The organism is Christiangramia portivictoriae DSM 23547, assembly GCF_000423045.1.
In the GTDB taxonomy this organism is placed as follows: Bacteria; Bacteroidota; Bacteroidia; order Flavobacteriales; family Flavobacteriaceae; genus Christiangramia; species Christiangramia portivictoriae.
Genome location: NZ_KE383971.1, coordinates 84,866 through 103,878, shown reverse-complemented (window position 1 = coordinate 103,878; position 19,013 = coordinate 84,866). Strand labels below are relative to the sequence as shown.

General features: G+C 38.8%; 31 protein-coding genes. All 31 read right to left on the bottom strand.

Annotation, left to right across the window (positions count from 1 at the left end):
- Window positions 1-185 precede the first annotated feature (185 nt).
- The 31 genes from G529_RS15695 to rplW all read right to left on the bottom strand — a co-directional run bounded on the left by G529_RS15695 (window position 186) and on the right by rplW (window position 19,011).
- Window positions 186-1,757: a glycogen synthase gene (locus tag G529_RS15695; RefSeq protein WP_035695875.1), complete on the bottom strand. Its 1,572-nt coding sequence runs from the start codon at window positions 1,755-1,757 to the stop codon at window positions 186-188.
- A 144-nt stretch (window positions 1,758-1,901) separates the two neighbouring features.
- Window positions 1,902-3,191, bottom strand: a complete 1,290-nt coding sequence (gene eno / locus G529_RS0108790) for a phosphopyruvate hydratase (protein WP_026915172.1) — start codon at window positions 3,189-3,191, stop codon at window positions 1,902-1,904.
- A 184-nt stretch (window positions 3,192-3,375) separates the two neighbouring features.
- Window positions 3,376-3,834, bottom strand: coding sequence for a hypothetical protein (locus G529_RS16195; protein WP_157514594.1), 459 nt, complete (start codon window positions 3,832-3,834; stop codon window positions 3,376-3,378).
- Between the two features lie 120 nt (window positions 3,835-3,954).
- Window positions 3,955-5,172 carry a hypothetical protein gene (locus tag G529_RS0108780; RefSeq protein WP_026915171.1) on the bottom strand — a complete coding sequence of 406 codons (1,218 nt, stop codon included), beginning with the start codon at window positions 5,170-5,172 and terminating at the stop codon, window positions 3,955-3,957.
- A 104-nt stretch (window positions 5,173-5,276) separates the two neighbouring features.
- On the bottom strand, window positions 5,277-6,392 hold the full coding sequence (carA, locus tag G529_RS0108775; protein WP_026915170.1) for a glutamine-hydrolyzing carbamoyl-phosphate synthase small subunit: 1,116 nt from the start codon (window positions 6,390-6,392) through the stop codon (window positions 5,277-5,279).
- A 110-nt stretch (window positions 6,393-6,502) separates the two neighbouring features.
- Window positions 6,503-7,039 (bottom strand): 50S ribosomal protein L17, encoded by a 537-nt coding sequence (rplQ, locus tag G529_RS0108770; protein ID WP_026915169.1) that lies wholly within the window; start codon window positions 7,037-7,039, stop codon window positions 6,503-6,505.
- 98 nt (window positions 7,040-7,137) lie between these two features.
- A complete protein-coding gene (locus G529_RS0108765; protein ID WP_026915168.1) occupies window positions 7,138-8,130 on the bottom strand; it encodes a DNA-directed RNA polymerase subunit alpha in 993 nt (330 codons plus the stop codon).
- A 25-nt stretch (window positions 8,131-8,155) separates the two neighbouring features.
- The gene (rpsD, locus tag G529_RS0108760; RefSeq protein WP_026915167.1) at window positions 8,156-8,761 is read right to left on the bottom strand and encodes a 30S ribosomal protein S4; all 606 of its coding nucleotides are present in this window, start codon (window positions 8,759-8,761) and stop codon (window positions 8,156-8,158) included.
- An 83-nt stretch (window positions 8,762-8,844) separates the two neighbouring features.
- Window positions 8,845-9,249, bottom strand: coding sequence for a 30S ribosomal protein S11 (gene rpsK / locus G529_RS0108755; RefSeq protein ID WP_026915166.1), 405 nt, complete (start codon window positions 9,247-9,249; stop codon window positions 8,845-8,847).
- 8 nt (window positions 9,250-9,257) lie between these two features.
- The gene (rpsM, locus tag G529_RS0108750; RefSeq protein WP_026915165.1) at window positions 9,258-9,632 is read right to left on the bottom strand and encodes a 30S ribosomal protein S13; all 375 of its coding nucleotides are present in this window, start codon (window positions 9,630-9,632) and stop codon (window positions 9,258-9,260) included.
- Between the two features lie 2 nt (window positions 9,633-9,634).
- Window positions 9,635-9,751: a type B 50S ribosomal protein L36 gene (gene ykgO, locus G529_RS16380; protein ID WP_010519235.1), complete on the bottom strand. Its 117-nt coding sequence runs from the start codon at window positions 9,749-9,751 to the stop codon at window positions 9,635-9,637.
- 115 nt (window positions 9,752-9,866) lie between these two features.
- Window positions 9,867-10,082, bottom strand: a complete 216-nt coding sequence (infA, locus tag G529_RS0108745; protein ID WP_011710675.1) for a translation initiation factor IF-1 — start codon at window positions 10,080-10,082, stop codon at window positions 9,867-9,869.
- 2 nt (window positions 10,083-10,084) lie between these two features.
- The gene (gene secY / locus G529_RS0108740) at window positions 10,085-11,422 is read right to left on the bottom strand and encodes a preprotein translocase subunit SecY (RefSeq protein ID WP_026915164.1); all 1,338 of its coding nucleotides are present in this window, start codon (window positions 11,420-11,422) and stop codon (window positions 10,085-10,087) included.
- Window positions 11,423-11,433: 11 nt separating this feature from the next.
- The gene (gene rplO / locus G529_RS0108735) at window positions 11,434-11,886 is read right to left on the bottom strand and encodes a 50S ribosomal protein L15 (RefSeq protein ID WP_026915163.1); all 453 of its coding nucleotides are present in this window, start codon (window positions 11,884-11,886) and stop codon (window positions 11,434-11,436) included.
- A gap of 9 nt (window positions 11,887-11,895) precedes the next feature.
- Entirely contained in the window at window positions 11,896-12,078 is a 183-nt protein-coding gene (gene rpmD, locus G529_RS0108730; RefSeq protein ID WP_026915162.1) for a 50S ribosomal protein L30, read from the bottom strand.
- A 14-nt stretch (window positions 12,079-12,092) separates the two neighbouring features.
- Window positions 12,093-12,617, bottom strand: coding sequence for a 30S ribosomal protein S5 (rpsE, locus tag G529_RS0108725; RefSeq protein WP_011710679.1), 525 nt, complete (start codon window positions 12,615-12,617; stop codon window positions 12,093-12,095).
- 5 nt (window positions 12,618-12,622) lie between these two features.
- A complete protein-coding gene (gene rplR, locus G529_RS0108720) occupies window positions 12,623-12,979 on the bottom strand; it encodes a 50S ribosomal protein L18 (protein ID WP_026915161.1) in 357 nt (118 codons plus the stop codon).
- A gap of 11 nt (window positions 12,980-12,990) precedes the next feature.
- Window positions 12,991-13,533 (bottom strand): 50S ribosomal protein L6, encoded by a 543-nt coding sequence (gene rplF, locus G529_RS0108715; protein WP_026915160.1) that lies wholly within the window; start codon window positions 13,531-13,533, stop codon window positions 12,991-12,993.
- Window positions 13,534-13,552: 19 nt separating this feature from the next.
- Window positions 13,553-13,951 (bottom strand): 30S ribosomal protein S8, encoded by a 399-nt coding sequence (rpsH, locus tag G529_RS0108710; RefSeq protein WP_026915159.1) that lies wholly within the window; start codon window positions 13,949-13,951, stop codon window positions 13,553-13,555.
- Window positions 13,952-14,007: 56 nt separating this feature from the next.
- Window positions 14,008-14,277, bottom strand: coding sequence for a 30S ribosomal protein S14 (gene rpsN / locus G529_RS0108705; protein WP_026915158.1), 270 nt, complete (start codon window positions 14,275-14,277; stop codon window positions 14,008-14,010).
- A gap of 2 nt (window positions 14,278-14,279) precedes the next feature.
- Window positions 14,280-14,831 (bottom strand): 50S ribosomal protein L5, encoded by a 552-nt coding sequence (gene rplE / locus G529_RS0108700; RefSeq protein WP_026915157.1) that lies wholly within the window; start codon window positions 14,829-14,831, stop codon window positions 14,280-14,282.
- A gap of 2 nt (window positions 14,832-14,833) precedes the next feature.
- Entirely contained in the window at window positions 14,834-15,145 is a 312-nt protein-coding gene (gene rplX / locus G529_RS0108695; protein WP_026915156.1) for a 50S ribosomal protein L24, read from the bottom strand.
- Window positions 15,146-15,157: 12 nt separating this feature from the next.
- The gene (gene rplN, locus G529_RS0108690; RefSeq protein WP_026915155.1) at window positions 15,158-15,526 is read right to left on the bottom strand and encodes a 50S ribosomal protein L14; all 369 of its coding nucleotides are present in this window, start codon (window positions 15,524-15,526) and stop codon (window positions 15,158-15,160) included.
- Between the two features lie 3 nt (window positions 15,527-15,529).
- Window positions 15,530-15,787 (bottom strand): 30S ribosomal protein S17, encoded by a 258-nt coding sequence (gene rpsQ / locus G529_RS0108685; RefSeq protein ID WP_026915154.1) that lies wholly within the window; start codon window positions 15,785-15,787, stop codon window positions 15,530-15,532.
- A gap of 18 nt (window positions 15,788-15,805) precedes the next feature.
- On the bottom strand, window positions 15,806-15,997 hold the full coding sequence (gene rpmC / locus G529_RS0108680) for a 50S ribosomal protein L29 (protein ID WP_026915153.1): 192 nt from the start codon (window positions 15,995-15,997) through the stop codon (window positions 15,806-15,808).
- An 11-nt stretch (window positions 15,998-16,008) separates the two neighbouring features.
- A complete protein-coding gene (rplP, locus tag G529_RS0108675) occupies window positions 16,009-16,428 on the bottom strand; it encodes a 50S ribosomal protein L16 (protein WP_026915152.1) in 420 nt (139 codons plus the stop codon).
- Between the two features lie 20 nt (window positions 16,429-16,448).
- On the bottom strand, window positions 16,449-17,168 hold the full coding sequence (gene rpsC / locus G529_RS0108670) for a 30S ribosomal protein S3 (protein WP_026915151.1): 720 nt from the start codon (window positions 17,166-17,168) through the stop codon (window positions 16,449-16,451).
- Between the two features lie 8 nt (window positions 17,169-17,176).
- Window positions 17,177-17,584: a 50S ribosomal protein L22 gene (gene rplV / locus G529_RS0108665; RefSeq protein ID WP_011710691.1), complete on the bottom strand. Its 408-nt coding sequence runs from the start codon at window positions 17,582-17,584 to the stop codon at window positions 17,177-17,179.
- Window positions 17,585-17,592: 8 nt separating this feature from the next.
- Entirely contained in the window at window positions 17,593-17,871 is a 279-nt protein-coding gene (gene rpsS / locus G529_RS0108660; protein WP_011710692.1) for a 30S ribosomal protein S19, read from the bottom strand.
- A 3-nt stretch (window positions 17,872-17,874) separates the two neighbouring features.
- A complete protein-coding gene (rplB, locus tag G529_RS0108655) occupies window positions 17,875-18,711 on the bottom strand; it encodes a 50S ribosomal protein L2 (RefSeq protein WP_026915150.1) in 837 nt (278 codons plus the stop codon).
- A 9-nt stretch (window positions 18,712-18,720) separates the two neighbouring features.
- The gene (gene rplW, locus G529_RS0108650; protein WP_026915149.1) at window positions 18,721-19,011 is read right to left on the bottom strand and encodes a 50S ribosomal protein L23; all 291 of its coding nucleotides are present in this window, start codon (window positions 19,009-19,011) and stop codon (window positions 18,721-18,723) included.
- Window positions 19,012-19,013: the final 2 nt, after the last annotated feature.

Here is a 19,013-nt window from a genome sequence, read left to right as displayed (position 1 = left end):
TTGCTAATTTACGAATTTTAGTGTTAAAATTATTTTAAGCCGACTATTGAAATTTCAGAAATACGCCTATTTTATTCCGTTTTCGCAAATTTTAACTAAGTCTAAAGGGTAAGTCTGGCCTTATTTAATAATTACGGGAACAATATGAAAAAAATTAACCGACAGCGGCTAATCCCGGAGTTATTTTAAGATTGCAAATTACTGACCTGATCTTTGTCATATCGATACAACAGCTCATAGTACGCATCTACAGATTTATTCCAGGTGAAGCGCTGCTTTTTAGCATTCTCCCTGATCTTTTTCCATTCCTTCTTATTCTGAAAGAAAAGATCCACCGCATTGGAAAACTGCTTTAAAAAGTCAGCCGTTTTCTCTTCAGTGGTGTTGCCATCAAAGCTAAAACCTGTTTTACCGTGAACAACAGTGTCTTTCAAACCTCCGGTATTGTGAACGAGGCAGGGCTGACCATTTCTCATAGCCAGCATCTGGCTAATCCCACATGGCTCAAACTGACTTGGCATTAGGTAGAGGTCAGACTCCTGGTAAAGCATATCGATCACACTTTCAGACTGGGCATTGATAAAGATCAGGTTCTTGTATTTGTAGCTGGCTTCTCTAAAAATTGTTTCATATTCAGGTGCTCCTGTTCCAAGTAAAAGATAAATTCCGTTCACCTCTTCCAGTTTTTTCATAAGAGCTGGTAAAAGATCTGGGTTCTCCCTGAAGAAAAAGAATTTCTGTTCAGTTAACCGGGCTACACTGCAACAAATAAAATCTGGCTGTTTTTGCTGCCAGCGTGTAAGTTTTTCACCAGTATGAGCCAGATAATGCGATTTATAATCCTTATTCTCCTCCTGTAACCATCGAAAAAGTCGCCTTATACATTGCCTGAAAAGAATGCCTTTTTCGACTGAATTAATATCTGTGTAATTCGCACCGTTTAGGATTCCAAAAAGCCTGTTTTCCTTATTTGCGTTTCTAAGATCTTCTTCCAAACCTTCTCCCCCGATAAAGTGAGGCGGATCACTTGGCTTCTGAATATCCTCCATATAAGAAGGCGAGACCGTATGTACGGCATCAGCCAGCCTGATTCCAACAGCCATGAGGTTTATACAGTCCGGGTACCTTCTATCCTGTAATACTTCATAATCATACGGAACATTCGGAAAAAACGCATCCACCGAAGAATAATTATTGCTAAAAGGTCGAATTCCCTGTATAGCCAGGTTGTGAATTGAATAAACAAAATGAATACTCTTCAGAAGCTCATATTCAGGATCGAATTCCCTTAGGAACAATAACATGCTTGTATGCCAGTCATGAAGATGTACTACATTGATTTCACCAAAAATACCAGCCTTAATCGTAGCCGCTACGGCAGAGCAGAATAACGAAAAGATGTTCGCATCTGTAAAAAACGGCTGATCTGCATCGTTAAAATAGATATGCGCAATATCCCCGGCCTTAATATCATGATGATGAATGACAAAATGTCGAATCCCTTCTATTTCCTTTTTGCCCTGGACTTCGTAAAGCTCTCCCGTGTGAGGCACCCCTCTGAATGTAAATTTAATTTCACTAATGCGTTGGCTATCCTGAAGGTGAATTCTGGAATAAGAAGGTGTGATCACGATGGCTTCATCTCCTCTGGCAGCGATCTGCCTTGGTACGTCCCTTACCACATCTCCCATTCCTCCAGCTTTACAACGGGGTATGGCATCATTCTCGGCAGCGACAAATAAAAATCTAGATTTCAATAGTTAGGTTGGTTATTTGATTGAAATTAAGGATTCTATTGATTATTCAAGTATTCTTTTAATTAAATGATTGTTAATATACTATCTCTTAAACAAAAAAAGCCTCTTCAAATTGAAGAGGCTTCTAAAAATTCTAGTTTTTGACTATTTTATTTTAAAAGCTTTATCCTGAGGATAGTAAGCAACATCTCCCAATTCTTCCTCTATTCTGAGTAATTGGTTGTATTTGGCCATTCTATCACTTCTTGAAGCAGAACCGGTTTTGATCTGTCCGGTATTTAGTGCTACTGCAAGGTCTGCTATGGTATTGTCTTCAGTTTCTCCTGAGCGATGTGACATTACAGATGTATAGCCCGCATTGTGAGCCATATTTACAGCAGCAATCGTCTCAGTCAAAGTACCAATCTGGTTTACTTTGATCAGTATCGAGTTGGCGATATTTTCTTTGATTCCTCTTCCAAGGCGCTCAACATTTGTTACGAACAGATCATCACCAACTAGCTGGACTTTATCACCAATTTTATCGGTAACAGCCTTCCAACCTTCCCAGTCGTTCTCATCCATCCCATCTTCAATAGAAATAATTGGATACTTGGATGCTAATTCAGCAAGATATTCAGCCTGCTCCTCACTGGTTCGAATCTTTCCTTTGTCTCCTTCAAATTTGGTGTAATCGTACTTACCATCCACATAAAATTCAGCAGCTGCACAATCGAGTGCGATCATCACATCCTTCCCTGGTTCGTATCCAGCCTGCTTAATGGCTTTTAGTATCGTATCAAGTGCATCTTCAGTTCCATCAAGAGTTGGTGCAAACCCACCTTCATCACCTACTGCGGTACTCAATCCGCGATCATGAAGTACTTTTTTAAGATTATGAAATATCTCTGTTCCAGTTTTTAAAGCATGAGAAAAACTCTCGGCCATTACGGGCATGATCATAAATTCCTGAAATGCGATAGGAGCATCACTGTGAGAACCTCCATTGATGATATTCATCATAGGTACTGGTAGCGTATTAGCACTAACACCTCCAATATATCTGTATAACGGCATATTAAGCTCATTCGCCGCTGCCTTGGCAACAGCAAGAGATACGCCCAGAATAGCATTAGCACCCAGTTTTGACTTGTTTGGAGTCCCATCAAGATCCCTCATAGTCTGGTCGATAAGATTTTGTTCAAATACAGAAAAACCCAGAAGCTTTTGTGCAATCACATCGTTTACATTTTCGATCGCTTTAGATACCCCTTTTCCCATGAAATCATTTCCTCCGTCCCTGAGTTCAACCGCTTCGTGCTCTCCAGTAGATGCTCCGGAAGGAACTGCAGCCCTTCCTAAAATTCCATTTTCTGTGTAAACATCTACTTCTACGGTTGGATTTCCTCTGGAGTCAAATATTTGACGTGCATGTATATCTAAAATTGCGCTCATAATCTATTTTTTGTTTTTATATGAATTACAGGCAAGATACGAATACAGTGCCAAAATTCCGACTGAGAAGGCTAGTTTTAAAGCATTTATAACAGGAAATCTACTAAAACGTTTTCGACGTTATAGCTTCGGAATGCAATAAAAGTAAAATAGGAAAATTCAGCGAGGGTGAAATTTTAAACTCTTAATTCAAATATTTTCCTAGTTTGAATCCTAGCTGAAGGTCCAGTAGCGGAGAAACATAGCCATCCCCATGATCATTGAAACCATATCCTATTCCCAGGTTAAGATTTAATTTAAAATTACTATTATAAACACGTTGCAATCCCCAGGCAGGCCCAACGAACCCAGACAAATCATTCCGCAATTCCATGTCTCCAAAAAGAGGCTCTCCACTGGACAGCAGTACCACACCCGCTACATAATTCCCACTATTCTCAGACACCTTTTTACCCTTATCAAGTCTCTTGGCAAAGTTATAATACCAGCGGTATTGAGCCTTCAGATTCGGATAGACTCCGTACTCACTTTCATCACTGAAATCTGAATAATGATATGCAAAGCCCAGTCCAAGACTGGTGTCAAGACTGGTATTTTGACCTAGTGCCAGCTCATATTCTGCTGAAGGCATTAAAATATTCAAAGAAAACTGATTTTCGGTTGATTGAGAGTAGCTATAATTACATATAAAGACTCCAAAACTTATTAGAACTATTTTTTTGAACATGGGAAACACGTCTGATGATCTAGAGTATTTGTAAAACTAAAAAATTGCGTATTCAATTTTCAAACTAAAACTTGAATACGAACTTCTCCAATCCAGATCGTAGTTGGCTTCTACAAACTTTTCTCCAGTGATATTTTTTGAATTGTAATCGACACTCAATCTTACTTTATCAGCGAATGCGTAACCTACTCCAACACCAAAACCAAAATTGACATCCAGGTCATTTAATACGGGATCTATAGCTCTACCAGTATTGGCATATAAAATTTCAGAATTGAGAGGAATATCGACGACAGGCCCAGTATGAGCGAAGATTTTTGAATTCTCACTTAGATAGAAATAATGTCTGACTGCTAAAAATGTAGAGATTGATTGGTAATCTACATTCAAATCAGATTGGTAGCCGGCATTCTCAATCGATTGCTCAGCCTGAAATTTTCGATAAATTGATTCGATAGATGCCGACCATTTATACTTATTAAAATTGAAAATATACTCCAATTCTAAACCAGCACTATACTCCAGACTACTCAAACTAGTGCCTTTCGCACCAAGGCCTTTATCTACTTCTAAGTTTGCATATCCCACACCTATAACGGGGTATACCACTAGTTTTGATTTTTTATCTCTATTTAAATAGATCTCTGAATTTGATCCCAGGCATTCATTTACTTTCTGGATATGGGATATCAAATCTCTACGATTATAAGAGATGGAACTCACCTGAAAATTTCGATTAGTGCATTGAAGATCTGAAGCCAATTGTTGCCTGAACCTTCCATTCTCTTTGATTTTGCCGTTGACCTGATATTTTTTAAAAATCAAAGGTTCTACCCCTCCTTCGTACACACTATAAAAGTAATTAGCTTTGGTCCTGGAATTATGCTCATATAATTTGACCTCACCATCTACGAGTAATCTTAGAAAAACTTCATTCTTTGAAAATTGTGGTTTTCTTTCAGTGCTAAGTTCACTGGTTTTATCTGAAGAAATCTCGATTTCTACAGGTTTTCTGATAAAGAAAAAATCATTTACTCTAAATTCCTGGACTTCGTTCAGATTTGCAGTTTTCGAATCTGCATCCTGTGCTAATCTATACTCAAAACTTTCAGGGGTATAATTCCAATCAGAATTTTTAATAAAACAGTTAATTTTTTCACCAGTGTTGGTTAGGTAATAGCCTTTTTCAAATTGAATCTGAGAAAATAGAGTTGCAGAAACTAGAATTGCAGATAGCGTAAGTAAATATTTCATTCTTTGGATTTGGTTCCCAAAACTAGAATTAAATTCTATTTAAACAAATTTTATTTAGACCTAAGAGTAATAAAAAAGCCGGAGTTTAAACTCCGGCTTTTTTATTATGCTGATTGCTTTTGTTTGATTCTATCAATAAACTCATCAAAAAGATAACTGGCGTCATGTGGACCTGGTCCAGCTTCCGGATGGTACTGCACAGAGAACACATTCTTAGATTTCATAGCCAATCCACCAAGAGTTTGATCGTTCAGGCAAACATGAGTTACCTCGACATCCTCATGAGCTTCAGTTTGAGCTTTATCTACTGAAAAACCATGATTCTGTGAAGTGATCTCTCCTTTACCAGTGATCATATTCTTAACCGGATGATTAATTCCGCGGTGACCATGATGCATTTTGTAGGTATCAATTCCATTGGCTAGTGCAATGATCTGGTGACCCAAACAAATTCCGAATAAAGGATGATCATTCTCAATGATCTGTTTTGTTACACTAATGGCATTCTCCAGTGGCTGAGGATCACCAGGACCGTTCGAAAGAAAGTAACCATCTGGATTCCAGGATTTCATATCCTCGTAACTGGCATCGTAAGGAAATATCTTAATATAAGCCCCTCTCTGAGCAAGATGACGTAGAATGTTCGTTTTAATTCCAACATCCAGAGCAGCAATTTTCAAATCTGAACTTTCGTCACCGTAATAATAAGCCTTTTTGGTTGAAACTTTTGATGCTAGTTCCAGGCCATTCATATTCGGCACCTCTTTTAATTTTTTCTGAAGAGATTCCACGTTATCCACGTCTGTAGATATAATCGCGTTCATGGCTCCATTCTCTCGAATATAAGTTACAAGAGCCCGAGTATCTACATCTGAAATCGCGAAAATGCTATTAGAGTCTAAAAATTCCTGTAAAGTTTGATCTGCTGAAGGTCTGGTTTGTACATAGCTGAAGTTCTTACAAATCAAACCGGCGATCTTTGCTCCATTAGATTCATTCTCATCCTGACTGGTTCCATAATTTCCAATGTGTGCATTGGTGGTAACCATGAGCTGTCCGTAATAAGATGGATCTGTAAAGATTTCCTGGTAACCAGTCATTCCTGTATTGAAACAAACTTCGCCAGAGGCTTCACCCTCTGCATTACCTACTGCCTTTCCGTAGAAGATCGTTCCATCTTCGAGTAAAATGATCGCTTTTCTTTTCGCCTGATATTTCATAGTTGTGTTATTGTGGCAATAAAATTAAACAATTATCGTATGGATATAAAAAAAGGATAAACTCTGAAAGCTTATCCTTTTTAAAAATTAGAAGTTGAAAAGATTCATTTCTATTCCTCTTTTTTGTCTTCTTTAGTATCAGTCTTTGGCTCTTCAGCTTTAGACTCTTCTTTTTTAGATTCAGTTTTCGTTGCTTCAGGTTGAGCTGTAGTTTCATCAGCTTTCTTCTTACCTGCTCTACGAGTAGACTTCTTCTTCTTAGGCTTATCACCACCTACATTGTAAGTCTCGTTGAAATCAACTAATTCCACAAGTGCCATTTCAGCAGCATCGCCAAGACGACTCCCAAGTTTAATCACTCTTGTGTAACCACCTGGACGATCACCAACTTTAGGAGCTACCTCGCGAAAAAGTTCGCTAACCGCTTCCTTGCTTCTTAACTTACTAAAAACAATACGTCTGTTATGAGTAGTATCAGCCTTAGATTTAGTTACTAGAGGCTCAACAAATACTTTCAAAGCTTTCGCTTTAGCTACTGTAGTGTTGATGCGCTTGTGTTCAATTAGGGAACATGCCATATTCGCAAGCATCGCTTTACGATGAGCAGTTTTTCTACCTAAATGATTTGTTTTTTTTCCGTGTCTCATGACTTTTTATCTTTTGCCATCTTGCTACAACCCTTTATGGGGAGCAAAATATGACAGATTTTAATTATAAATGAAAGGCGAGAGATCTCGCCTTTATATTAGTCTTTATCTAGTTTGTATTTCGAAAGATCCATTCCAAAGTTCAAACCTTTATTACTTACAAGCTCTTCTAATTCAGTTAAGGATTTCTTTCCGAAATTTCTAAACTTCATAAGGTCATTCTTATTGTAAGAAACAAGATCTCCCAAAGTATCGACTTCCGCAGCTTTCAGACAATTCAGTGCTCTAACAGACAGGTCAAGATCGACCAGTTTTGTTTTAAGCAGTTGTCTCATGTGAAGACTTTCCTCATCATAAGTTTCAGTCTGTGCAATTTCATCAGCTTCCAGAGTGATTCTCTCATCAGAGAATAACATAAAGTGGTGAATAAGTGTTTTTGCAGCTTCAGTTAAAGCGTCTTTAGGATGAATGGAACCATCACTAATGATTTCGAATACCAGCTTCTCATAGTCAGTCTTCTGCTCCACACGGTAATTTTCGATACTATACTTAACATTCTTTATAGGAGTGTAAATAGAATCAACGAAAATTGTACCTAGCGGTGCATTGGCCTTTTTGTTTTCTTCTGCCGGAACGTAACCTCTACCCTTTTCAATAGTAACTTCCATGTTCAGGTTCACTTTTTTATCCATATGACAGATTACCTGATCTGGATTTAAAATTTGAAAACCTGAGATAAATTTCTGGAAGTGACCGGCAGTTAATTGCTCTTCTCCGGAAACTGAAATTGTTACTGATTCATTATCGATCTCATCGATCTGTCTTTTGAATCTAACTTGTTTTAAATTCAAAATGATCTCAGTTACATCTTCCACTACACCTGCGATGGTAGAGAATTCATGATCAACACCTTCAATTCTTACTGAAGTGATCGCGAAACCTTCCAAAGAAGATAAAAGCACTCGTCTTAAAGCGTTACCAACAGTCAATCCATATCCAGGTTCCAAAGGGCGAAATTCAAATTTCCCTTCGAAATCTGTTGAATCAATCATTATAACTTTATCGGGCTTCTGAAAATTTAGTATTGCCATATTTCGACTTCTGTATGATGAATTATTATTTCGAATATAATTCGACTATAAATTGCTCGTTGATGTTTTCAGGAATTTGAACTCTTCCAGGGACAGATACGAAAGTACCTTCTTTCTTTTCAGAATTCCATGAAAGCCATTCGTAAACATTACTACTGTTAGATAATGACTCCTGAATTACACCAAGTGATTTAGATTTTTCTCTTACACCAACAACATCTCCGGCTTTAAGGTGGTAAGATGGAATATTTACAAGTTCTCCGTTTACTGTGATGTGACGGTGTCCAACTAACTGACGAGCAGCTCTTCTTGAAGGTGCTACACCCATACGGTACACTACGTTATCTAAACGAGACTCACAAAGTTGAAGAAGAACCTCACCGGTAATACCCTGTGCTCTGGTTGCTTTTTCAAACATATTACGGAATTGACGCTCCAGAATACCATATGTATACTTAGCTTTTTGCTTTTCCATCAACTGGATAGCGTATTCCGATTTCTTTCCTCGACGACGGTTGTTACCGTGTTGTCCTGGAGGATAATTTCTTTTTTCGAAAGATTTGTCGTCACCAAAAATAGCTTCACCGAACTTACGGGCTATTTTAGTTTTTGGACCTGTATATCTTGCCATTACTAATGTGGTTTTGAAAAGGGATTATGAATTAAGGCATAAGTCCTTCGATAATCTTAATCCTTCTCTATGATTAAATTTTATTAAACTCTACGTCTCTTAGGAGGACGACATCCATTATGTGGAAGTGGAGTGATGTCGATGATTTCAGTAACCTCGATACCACTGTTGTGTACTGCTCTAATCGCAGACTCTCTACCATTTCCAGGACCTTTCACATAAACCTTAACTTTACGCATACCAGCTTCATGCGCTACTTTCGAAGCGTCTTCAGCAGCTAACTGCGCAGCATAAGGAGTATTTTTCTTAGATCCTCTAAAGCCCATCTTACCAGCAGATGACCACGCTACAACATCACCCTTTTTGTTGGTAAGGGAAATTATGATGTTGTTGAAAGAAGCGGTCACGTGTGCTTCACCGTTGGATTCAACGATTACTTTACGTTTCTTCTGAGTCTTACCGGCCTTTTGATTTGTCTTCTTTGCCATACTAATTACTATTTAGTTGCTTTTTTCTTGTTAGCAACTGTTTTTCTTCTACCTTTTCTGGTTCTCGAGTTATTCTTAGTACGCTGTCCTCTTAAAGGTAAACCAGCTCTGTGACGAATTCCTCTGTAACAACCAATGTCCATAAGACGCTTGATGCTCATTTGAACCTCAGTACGCAACTCACCTTCGATTGTAAACTGACCAACGGCTTCACGAATTTTACCGATTTCATCATCGTCCCATTCAGAAACTTTCTTACTCTCGTCTACGTTAGCTTGTGCAAGTATCTCCTGAGCCCTGCTTCTGCCAATTCCGAAGATATAGGTCAACGCTATAACTCCTCGCTTTTGTTTAGGTATATCTACCCCTGCAATTCTTGCCATAATTAGCCTTGTCTTTGTTTAAATCTAGGATTCTTTTTGTTAATAACATAAAGGCGCCCTTTTCTGCGAACAATCTTGCAGTCGGCACTTCTCTTTTTTATTGATGCTCTAACTTTCATCTTATCTCTTTTTAATTCACTTACAAGGAATTATCCTTTTAGTGAAATTTTAGCCGTCATAAATTTTTCAGAGTGCAAAAGTATAAAAAATTTATAAAAGGCTGAAAATTACTTTTTAGTATCTGTAAGTTATTCGAGCCTTAGTTAAATCGTAAGGACTCATTTCCAGTTTCACCTTATCTCCAGGAAGTAATTTAATGTAATGCATACGCATCTTACCGGAGATATGTGCAGTCACTACGTGACCATTTTCTAATTCCACTCGAAACATTGCATTGGACAATGCTTCAATGATGGTTCCGTCTTGTTCAATCGCTGCCTGCTTTGCCATAATTAAGCTACTGCTTTTCTGTTTTTACCTGTTTTCATTAATCCGTCATAGTGTCTATTCAGTAGATAAGAATTTACCTGCTGCATAGTATCTATTGCAACTCCAACCATAATCAGAAGGGAAGTCCCTCCGAAGAACAACGCCCAACTTTGCTGTACACCCAGCAAAGAGAAAACTATTGCAGGGAACACCGCAATAAGAGCCAGGAAAATAGATCCAGGAAGCGTAATTTGAGACATGATCCTATCTAAGTACTCGGCAGTTTCTGTTCCTGGACGAATCCCGGGAATAAATCCACCACTTCGCTTAAGATCATCTGCCATTTTATTAGTTGGCACTGTAATCGCTGTATAGAAGTATGTGAACACGATAATCAATAAAGCGAACACAAGATTATACCAGAAACCAAATATGTTCTGAAAAGCTGCTGTTACACCCTGAGCAGTGTCGGAATCTGAAAGACCCGCAAGTGCTACAGGAATAAACATGATTGCCTGAGCGAAAATAATTGGCATCACACCAGAGGCATTCAATTTTAAAGGAATATACTGTCTGGATCCAAAAACATTTTTCTCGTAACCACCAGACGCAGATCTCCTTGCATACTGCACCGGTATCTGGCGAACTGCCATAACTAGCATAACAGAAGCCATAATAATCGCAAACCAGATAACTAGTTCGATCAATATCATTACCATTCCACCATTGGACTCAAATACCCTGGAAGCGAATTCCTGAATGAAAGCCTGTGGTAACGTAGCGATGATACCCACCATTATCAACAATGAAATACCATTACCGATACCTTTATCTGTGATCTTCTCACCTAGCCACATAGCAAAAATGGTTCCTGTAGTAAGAATAATTACAGAAGAAATAACAAATGTCAAGTTATCTCCCAGTAAAAATGCCTCCCCAGGAAGGGTAGCAAACAGGTTGTAAATGTAACCTGGCCCTTGAACCAATGTGATAGCGATGGTTAACCATCTAGTGATTTGATTGATCTTTTTACGTCCACTCTCACCTTCTTTCTGAAGCTTTTGCAGATAAGGAATGGCTATTCCCATTAACTGCACCACAATAGAAGCGGAGATATACGGCATGATCCCTAAGGCGAAAACAGAAGCATTCGAAAATGCACCACCTGTAAATGCGTTCAGTAAACCTAATAAACCACTATCTGTCTGGTTAGCCAGGCTCGAAAGCTGAGCGGCATCGATTCCGGGAAGCACTACCTGCGCCCCGAAACGATATACCAAAAGCAAACCGAGGGTAACTAAAATTCTATTTTTTAGCTCCTCGATTTTCCAAATATTTTGAATCGTATTGATGAATTTCATTTGAATATCTATTATAAAGTAACAACTTCACCTCCGGCAGCTTCGATAGCTTCTTTCGCTGAGGCCGTAAATTTATGAACAGATATTTTCAACTTTGCCTTTAATTCACCTCTACCTAATATCTTAACAAGCTCGTTTCTACCGGCAAGGCCGTTTTCCGCAAGCACGTCCATATCAACTGTATCCTTAATTCTTCCTTCATCAACCAGAGTTTGAAGAGTATCCAGGTTAATACCCTGGTAAACCTTACGATTTCTGTTTGTGAACCCAAATTTAGGCACACGTCTTTGAAGTGGCATCTGCCCTCCTTCAAATCCGATCTTTTTCGAATAACCAGAACGAGACTTGGCTCCTTTGTGACCTCTGGTAGCAGTTCCACCTTTACCAGATCCTTCACCACGACCAATTCGCTTGCTATTCTTTCTAACTGAACCTTCTGCAGGTTTTAAGTTACTTAAATCCATGAGAGATTATTATTTCGTTTCTTCAACAGAAACTAAGTGTTTAACTTTATTTACCATACCAAGGATATTTGGCGTATCGTCATGTTCCACCGTCTGCCCGATCTTCTTAAGTCCTAATGACTCAAGAACAAGCTTCTGATTTTTCGTGCGGTTAATAGCACTTTTCCTTTTAGTGACTTTTATCTTTCCCATCTTTTTCCTTGATTTTATCCTTTAAATACTTTTTCCAAAGAAACACCTCTCTGTTTTGCAACAGTTTCAGCACTTCTTAATTGAAGCAAAGCATCGAAAGTAGCTTTTACAACGTTGTGTGGGTTCGAAGATCCCTGATTCTTAGAAAGTACATCATGCACACCTACAGACTCAAGTACCGCACGAATCGCCCCACCGGCAATAATCCCGGTACCAGCGGCAGCTGGAAGAAGCATAACTCTTGCTCCACCATACTTACCTTTTTGTTCGTGAGGTAATGTTCCTTTATGTAAAGGGATGCGTACCAGATTTTTCTTAGCGTCTTCTACAGCCTTAGAGATAGCATCTGCCACTTCTTTGGATTTTCCAAGTCCCTGACCAACTACACCATTCTCATCTCCTACTACTACAATAGCAGAGAATCCAAAGGCTCTACCACCTTTTGTAACCTTAGTAACACGTTGTACTCCAACCAAACGATCCTTCAATTCAAGACCTCCTGGTTTTACATGTTCTACGTTTTTATAATCTTGATACATATTTTCTAGAATTTAAGTCCTCCTTCTCGAGCACCTTCTGCTAATGATTTAACTCTACCGTGATATAGATATCCACCTCTATCGAAAGAGATTGTATCGATACCAGCACTTTTCGCTTTCTCAGCAATGGCTTTTCCAACCATTTGAGCCTGCTCTTTTCTATCTGCAGATGCAGACACGATATCTTTATCTCTTGAAGATGCTGAAGCTAAAGTTTTACCTTCAACGTCATCGATAATCTGAGCATAAATTTCTTTATTGCTTCTGAATACAGATAATCTAGGACGGCTTGTTGTTCCAACTATATCCTTACGGATACGTTTTCTAATTTTATTTCTTCTATCTTGTTTTGACACTGCCATAACTATCTTTATTATGCTGATTTACCTGCTTTTCTTCTCAATTGCTCACCAACAAATTTGATACCTTTTCCTTTGTAAGGTTCAGGCTTTCTCATTGATCGGATCTTCGCAGCTACCTGTCCAACAAGTTGCTTGTCATGAGAAGTAAGCTTAACGATAGGGTTCTTACCTTTTTCTGAAATGGTCTCCACGCTAATTTCGGGAGCCAAATCTAGTACAATATTATGAGAATATCCAACAGCCAAATCTAACTTATTCCCCTGATTGCTAGCTCTGTAACCAACACCAACGAGTTCAAGTGATTTAGTGAATCCATTAGATACACCTTCAATCATATTATTAACCAAAGCACGGTAAAGACCGTGTTTTGCTTTTTGATCACTTTTATCAGAAGTACGCTCAAAAGTAATTACATTATCTTCGATTTTCACATCGATATCCTGCACCTGCTGCTTAAGCTCTCCTAATTTTCCTTTTACCGTTACAAGACCGTCTTTGTGCTCTACTGTCACACCTTCTGGAATTGTAATTGGATTTTTACCTATTCTTGACATTTCTTTAGTCTTTTAAGTATTAGTAAACGTAGCACAGTACTTCTCCACCAACTTTGTCGGCTTTAGCCTGTTTCCCAGTCATTACTCCATGAGAAGTTGAAACAATCGCGATACCCAAACCATTCAGGATTCTTGGAATCTCGGTTGATCCGGCATACTTACGTAAACCAGGTTTACTTATTCGTTGAATCTTCTTAATTACCGGCTCTTTAGTAATTTTATCATACTTCAAAGCAATCTTGATAGTTCCCTGAGCGGTAGTATCTTCGAACTTGTAACTTAGAATATATCCCTGATCGAATAATATCTTAGTGATCTCTTTTTTAACATTGGAAGCAGGAATTTCCACAACTCTGTGGTTTGCAGCATTTGCATTCCTGATTCTTGTTAAGTAATCTGCAATAGGATCTGTATTCATTTAAATTTATTTGCGGATGTGGTTTTCCTTATTGAACCTTCATCCAGTTTATAATATTACCAGCTTGCCTTTTTAACACCTGGTATAAGACCTTGATTAGCCATTTCTCTGAACATTACTCGAGAAAGACCAAATTGTCTCATATACCCTTTAGGTCTTCCTGTTAATTTACATCTGTTATGCAAACGAACCGGAGAAGAGTTCTTTGGCAATTTCTGTAGTGCTTCGTAATCACCTGCTTCTTTAAGAGCAGCGCGTTTTTCAGCATACTTCTTTACCAATTTCTGTCTTTTCACCTCACGGGCTTTCATTGATTCTTTAGCCATAATTAGTTCTTTTTAAAAGGTAATCCTAGTTCGGTTAACAATGCTTTTGCTTCCTTATCGGTTTCCGCAGAAGTAACAAAAGTGATATCCATTCCAGCGATTCTATTCACAGCATCGATATCGATCTCCGGGAAGATGATTTGTTCAGTGATTCCCAGGTTGTAATTTCCTCTACCATCAAAACCATTAGCTTTGATACCATTGAAATCACGAACACGCGGAAGTGCACTGGTAATCAATCTATCAAGAAATTCATACATTCTATATCCACGTAAAGTAACTTTAGCACCAATTGGCATTCCTTTACGTAATTTGAATGATGCAACATCCTTCTTAGAGATCGTAGCAACAGCCTTTTGTCCACTAATTGCAGAAAGTTCGTCGATAGCATGGTCGATAAGTTTCTTATCGGCTACTGCTCCACCAACTCCACGGCTAATTACTATTTTCTCCAGTTTTGGCACCTCCATTACATTGGAGTAACTGAATTCTTCCTTAAGAGCATTCTTTACTCTCTCGTTATATTCCTGTCTAAGTCTTGGTACGTATGCCATAACTATATTACTTCATTAGATTTTTTAGAGAATCTCACTTTCTTACCATCTTTTTCTCTATAACCAACTCTCGTTGTATCACCGTTCTTATCGATAAGTGATAGGTTAGAAATATGGATTGGAGCTTCTTTCTCCTTGATTCCACCCTGTGGATTAGAAGCACTAGGCTTCTCGTGTTTGGAAATCATATTGACACCTTCCACAATGGCTTTATTCTTCTCGATAAGTACCTTCTGCACTTTCCCTTCCTGACCTTTATGGTCACCAGCGATTACACGTACGGTATCTCCTGATTTTATTTTAAGCTTTGTCATTTTCTTAATGTATTAAAGCACTTCAGGTGCCAATGATACAATTTTCATGAATTGCTTATCACGAAGTTCACGTGCTACAGGACCAAATACACGAGTACCGCGCATTTCACCCTGAGGGCCTAAAAGTACACATGCATTATCATCAAAACGGATGTAAGATCCGTCTGGCCTGCGCACTTCTTTCTTGGTACGAACAACAACTGCTGTTGAAACTGCACCCTTCTTGATATTTCCGTTAGGTGTAGCTTCTTTTACACTGACAACTATCTTGTCTCCAACAGATGCGTATCTTTTCTTTGTACCTCCTAACACACGAATGGCTAAAACTTCTTTAGCACCGGTGTTATCTGCTACTTTTAGTCTGGACTCTTGTTGTACCATGATTTACTTCGCTCTTTCAATTATTTCTACTAATCTCCAAGTCTTGGATTTACTTAAAGGTCTTGTTTCCATGATCTTTACAGTATCACCTTCGTTGCAGTCGTTATTTTCGTCGTGTGCTACGTACTTTTTCGTTTTCAAAACGAATTTTCCATACATAGGGTGTTTTACTTTTTTCACTTCAGCAACCACTATGGATTTCTGCATTTTGTTACTTGTAACAACCCCTACACGCTCTTTTCTTAAGTTTCTTTTTTCCATCTTTCAGCAGAATAACAATTATTGTTGTTCTCTTTTAGTTAACTCTGTAGCTAGTCTCGCCACTTTTCTCCTTTCAGTTCTCAACTGTATCGGATTTTCCAAAGGCGAAACAGCATGAGCCATTTTTAAATCTGAATAAGCTTTTCGAGACTTACCAAGTTCTTCTTGCAATTCTGCAACAGACAATTCTTTTACTTCTGATTGTTTCATAATTCCAATTATTATTCTTGATAATCTCTAGCTACAACAAATTTTGTTCTTACCGGAAGTTTTTGTGCTGCAAGACGTAATGCCTCTTTAGCAGTCGCCATTGGCACACCGCCAATTTCGAACATGATTCTTCCTGGTTTTACCACTGCTGCCCAATATTCTACGGCACCTTTACCTTTACCCATACGTACTTCAAGAGGTTTCTTTGTAATAGGCTTATCTGGAAATATTTTGATCCAGATAGAACCTTCTCTTTTCATATATCGGGTAGCGGCAATACGTGCTGCTTCTATTTGACGTGCAGTAACAAAGCTGGAATCCATTGATTTGATTCCGAAGGTTCCGTTTGAAAGTCTGTGCCCTCTTTGAGCAAGCCCCTTCATACGGCCTTTTTGTTGCTTACGGTATTTTGTTCTTTTAGGTTGTAACATTTTTTCTTTACTTTAAAAAATTACTTTCTACGACGTGATTTGTTCCCACCTCGTCCGGCACCGGATTTTTTTCCTTGGTTCTTCGCAAGACCAACAAGAGGCGAAAGCTCTCTTTTTCCGTATACCTCACCTTTCATGATCCATACTTTGATTCCCAATCTACCATAGGTAGTATGAGCTTCGATCAAAGCATAATCAATATCAGCCCTAAAAGTAGACAAAGGAATTCTACCATCTTTGTAAGATTCTGAACGTGCCATTTCAGCACCATTTAAACGTCCGGAAATCTCAATTTTGATTCCTTCTGCATTCATCCTCATTGCAGCCGCAATAGCCATTTTAATTGCTCGACGGTAAGAAATTCTGTTCTCGATTTGTCTTGCAACACTTGAAGCCACTAAATGAGCGTCAAGTTCTGGCCTTTTGATTTCAAAGATGTTGATTTGAACCTCCTTGTCGGTAATCTTTTTAAGCTCTTCCTTAAGCTTGTCTACCTCCTGTCCACCTTTTCCGATAATAATACCAGGTCTGGCAGTGGTGATAGTAACGGTTACAAGCTTAAGCGTGCGCTCGATGATTACACGCGATACACTCGCTTTAGAAAGACGCGCATGGATGTACTTTCTAATCTTATCGTCTTCGGCAAGTTTATCGCCGTAGTCATTACCTCCGTACCAGTTGGATTCCCAACCTCTAATGATACCAAGGCGATTCCCGATTGGATTTGTTTTCTGTCCCATACTATCTCTTAGCTTTGTGTATTATTGTTTGCTCCAAGCACTAAAGTAACGTGATTGGATCTCTTTCTAATTCGGTGTGCACGACCCTGTGGAGCAGGACGAAGTCTTTTTAACATACTTCCTCCGTCTACACGAATCTCTTTCACAAATAGCTCAGCTTCCTCAAGGTTAGCATCCTCATTCTTAGCCTGCCAGTTGGCAATAGCTGAAACTAAAAGTTTCTCTAATCGATTAGATGCTTCTTTTTTACTGAACTTTAGAATATGAAGCGCTTTTTCTACTTTCTCTCCTCTTACTAAATCCGCCATAAGACGCATTTTTCTAGGCGAAGTAGGGCAGTTATTCAACTTTGCAAAAGCTACCTGTTTCTTGGCTTCTTTTATTTGCTCTGCTCTTTCTCTTTTACGAACTCCCATAGCTTCAATTATTTTCTACCTTTATTTTTTGCACCTGCATGTCCTCTGAAAGAACGAGTTGGTGAAAATTCTCCTAGTTTATGACCTACCATGTTCTCAGTTACATACACAGGAACAAATTGTTTCCCATTGTGCACTGCGATAGTTTGTCCTACGAAATCTGGAGTAATCATAGAAGCTCTAGACCAGGTTTTGATCACGGCTTTCTTTCCTGACTCGACATTCTGAGCCACTTTTTGTTCCAGTTTGTAATGAACGAAAGGTCCTTTTTTTAATGAACGTGCCATATCTTATTTCTTTCTAGTCTTTCTACGTTCTACAATATATTTATTACTCGCTTTAGTTCTTGAGCGGGTCTTGAATCCTTTAGCAGGAAGACCTTTTCTAGAACGTGGGTGACCACCTGAAGCTCTACCTTCACCACCACCCATTGGGTGATCGACAGGGTTCATCGCAACCGGTCTCGTTCTTGGACGTATACCTAACCATCTGCTTCTACCGGCTTTACCACCAACCATCAATTGGTGATCACTGTTAGAAACAGCTCCGATTGTAGCTATACAAAGTGAAAGAACACGTCTAATTTCCCCTGAAGGCAATTTGATCGTCGCATACTTACCTTCTCTCGCTAGCAACTGAGCGAAAGCACCAGCACTACGCGCCATCACAGCTCCCTGACCTGGTCTTAACTCGATACAGGAAATTACCGTACCTAGTGGAATGTTTGCCAATGGCATCGCATTCCCGATCTCAGGAGAAGCAGCCTCATTGGAAGAAACTACATTCTGTCCAACCTGAAGCCCGTTCTGAGCAATAATATACCTTTTCTCTCCATCCTGATAATTCAATAATGCGATAAAGGCCGTTCTGTTTGGATCGTATTCGATAGAAGCAACAGTAGCAGGGATTCCCTGCTTATCACGCTTAAAATCGATAACACGATACCTTCTTTTATGACCACCACCTTTGTAGCGCATGGTCATTTTTCCCTGACTGTTTCTACCACCTGATTTTTTTATCGGCGCCAATAGGCTTTTCTCCGGCTTATCAGTAGTAATGGCGTCATACCCATTTACTACTCTAAAACGCTGACCAGGTGTAATTGGTTTTAATTTTCTAACTGACATTGTTTAATCTTAAAGATTACTGTATAAATCAATTGTTTCACCTTCCGCCACCTGTACTACTGCTTTCTTGTAAGCATTAGTTTTACCAGTGATCATTCCAGACTTAGTATATTTAGTCTTTCGATCTGGGCGGACATTCATAGTTCGAACTTTAGTAACAGACACGCCATAAGCAGATTCAACTGCGTCTTTGATCTGAATCTTATTTGCCTTGTTACTTACCACGAAAGTGAAACGATTGTTCATCTCACTATCTGTAGTAGCTTTTTCTGTAATAACAGGTTTAATCAAGATGCTCATAA

Bases quoted from the DNA above. Each gene is read 5' to 3' on its own strand.
- rpsE (WP_011710679.1), bottom strand. From the start codon at position 12,617: ATGTATCAAGATTATAAAAACGTAGAACATGTAAAACCAGGAGGTCTT.
- eno (WP_026915172.1), bottom strand. From the start codon at position 3,191: ATGAGCGCAATTTTAGATATACATGCACGTCAAATATTTGACTCCAGA.
- rplE (WP_026915157.1), bottom strand. From the start codon at position 14,831: ATGGCATACGTACCAAGACTTAGACAGGAATATAACGAGAGAGTAAAG.
- rplX (WP_026915156.1), bottom strand. From the start codon at position 15,145: ATGACAAAGCTTAAAATAAAATCAGGAGATACCGTACGTGTAATCGCT.
- secY (WP_026915164.1), bottom strand. From the start codon at position 11,422: ATGAAATTCATCAATACGATTCAAAATATTTGGAAAATCGAGGAGCTA.
- rpsQ (WP_026915154.1), bottom strand. From the start codon at position 15,787: ATGGAAAAAAGAAACTTAAGAAAAGAGCGTGTAGGGGTTGTTACAAGT.
- carA (WP_026915170.1), bottom strand. From the start codon at position 6,392: ATGAAATATCAGGCGAAAAGAAAAGCGATCATTTTACTCGAAGATGGA.
- rplW (WP_026915149.1), bottom strand. From the start codon at position 19,011: ATGAGCATCTTGATTAAACCTGTTATTACAGAAAAAGCTACTACAGAT.
- G529_RS0108780 (WP_026915171.1), bottom strand. From the start codon at position 5,172: ATGAAATATTTACTTACGCTATCTGCAATTCTAGTTTCTGCAACTCTA.
- rpmD (WP_026915162.1), bottom strand. From the start codon at position 12,078: ATGGGAAAGATAAAAGTCACTAAAAGGAAAAGTGCTATTAACCGCACG.
- rplR (WP_026915161.1), bottom strand. From the start codon at position 12,979: ATGGCAGTGTCAAAACAAGATAGAAGAAATAAAATTAGAAAACGTATC.
- rpsC (WP_026915151.1), bottom strand. From the start codon at position 17,168: ATGGGACAGAAAACAAATCCAATCGGGAATCGCCTTGGTATCATTAGA.
- rpmC (WP_026915153.1), bottom strand. From the start codon at position 15,997: ATGAAACAATCAGAAGTAAAAGAATTGTCTGTTGCAGAATTGCAAGAA.
- rpsM (WP_026915165.1), bottom strand. From the start codon at position 9,632: ATGGCAAGAATTGCAGGGGTAGATATACCTAAACAAAAGCGAGGAGTT.
- G529_RS0108765 (WP_026915168.1), bottom strand. From the start codon at position 8,130: ATGGCAATACTAAATTTTCAGAAGCCCGATAAAGTTATAATGATTGAT.
- rpsK (WP_026915166.1), bottom strand. From the start codon at position 9,249: ATGGCAAAGAAGACAAATCAAAAGGCCGGTAAGACTCAGAAGAAACGT.
- infA (WP_011710675.1), bottom strand. From the start codon at position 10,082: ATGGCAAAGCAGGCAGCGATTGAACAAGACGGAACCATCATTGAAGCA.
- rplF (WP_026915160.1), bottom strand. From the start codon at position 13,533: ATGTCAAGAATAGGTAAAAATCCAATTACAATTCCAGAAGGTGTGACA.
- rplQ (WP_026915169.1), bottom strand. From the start codon at position 7,039: ATGAGACACGGAAAAAAAACAAATCATTTAGGTAGAAAAACTGCTCAT.
- rplO (WP_026915163.1), bottom strand. From the start codon at position 11,886: ATGGATTTAAGTAACTTAAAACCTGCAGAAGGTTCAGTTAGAAAGAAT.
- rplP (WP_026915152.1), bottom strand. From the start codon at position 16,428: ATGTTACAACCTAAAAGAACAAAATACCGTAAGCAACAAAAAGGCCGT.
- rplV (WP_011710691.1), bottom strand. From the start codon at position 17,584: ATGGGAGTTCGTAAAAGAGAAAGAGCAGAGCAAATAAAAGAAGCCAAG.
- rplB (WP_026915150.1), bottom strand. From the start codon at position 18,711: ATGTCAGTTAGAAAATTAAAACCAATTACACCTGGTCAGCGTTTTAGA.
- rplN (WP_026915155.1), bottom strand. From the start codon at position 15,526: ATGGTACAACAAGAGTCCAGACTAAAAGTAGCAGATAACACCGGTGCT.
- rpsD (WP_026915167.1), bottom strand. From the start codon at position 8,761: ATGGCAAGATATACAGGTCCAAAAACTAAAATAGCCCGTAAGTTCGGT.
- rpsS (WP_011710692.1), bottom strand. From the start codon at position 17,871: ATGGCACGTTCATTAAAAAAAGGACCTTTCGTTCATTACAAACTGGAA.
- rpsN (WP_026915158.1), bottom strand. From the start codon at position 14,277: ATGGCTAAAGAATCAATGAAAGCCCGTGAGGTGAAAAGACAGAAATTG.
- ykgO (WP_010519235.1), bottom strand. From the start codon at position 9,751: ATGAAAGTTAGAGCATCAATAAAAAAGAGAAGTGCCGACTGCAAGATT.
- rpsH (WP_026915159.1), bottom strand. From the start codon at position 13,951: ATGAATACAGATCCTATTGCAGATTACTTAACAAGAATCAGGAATGCA.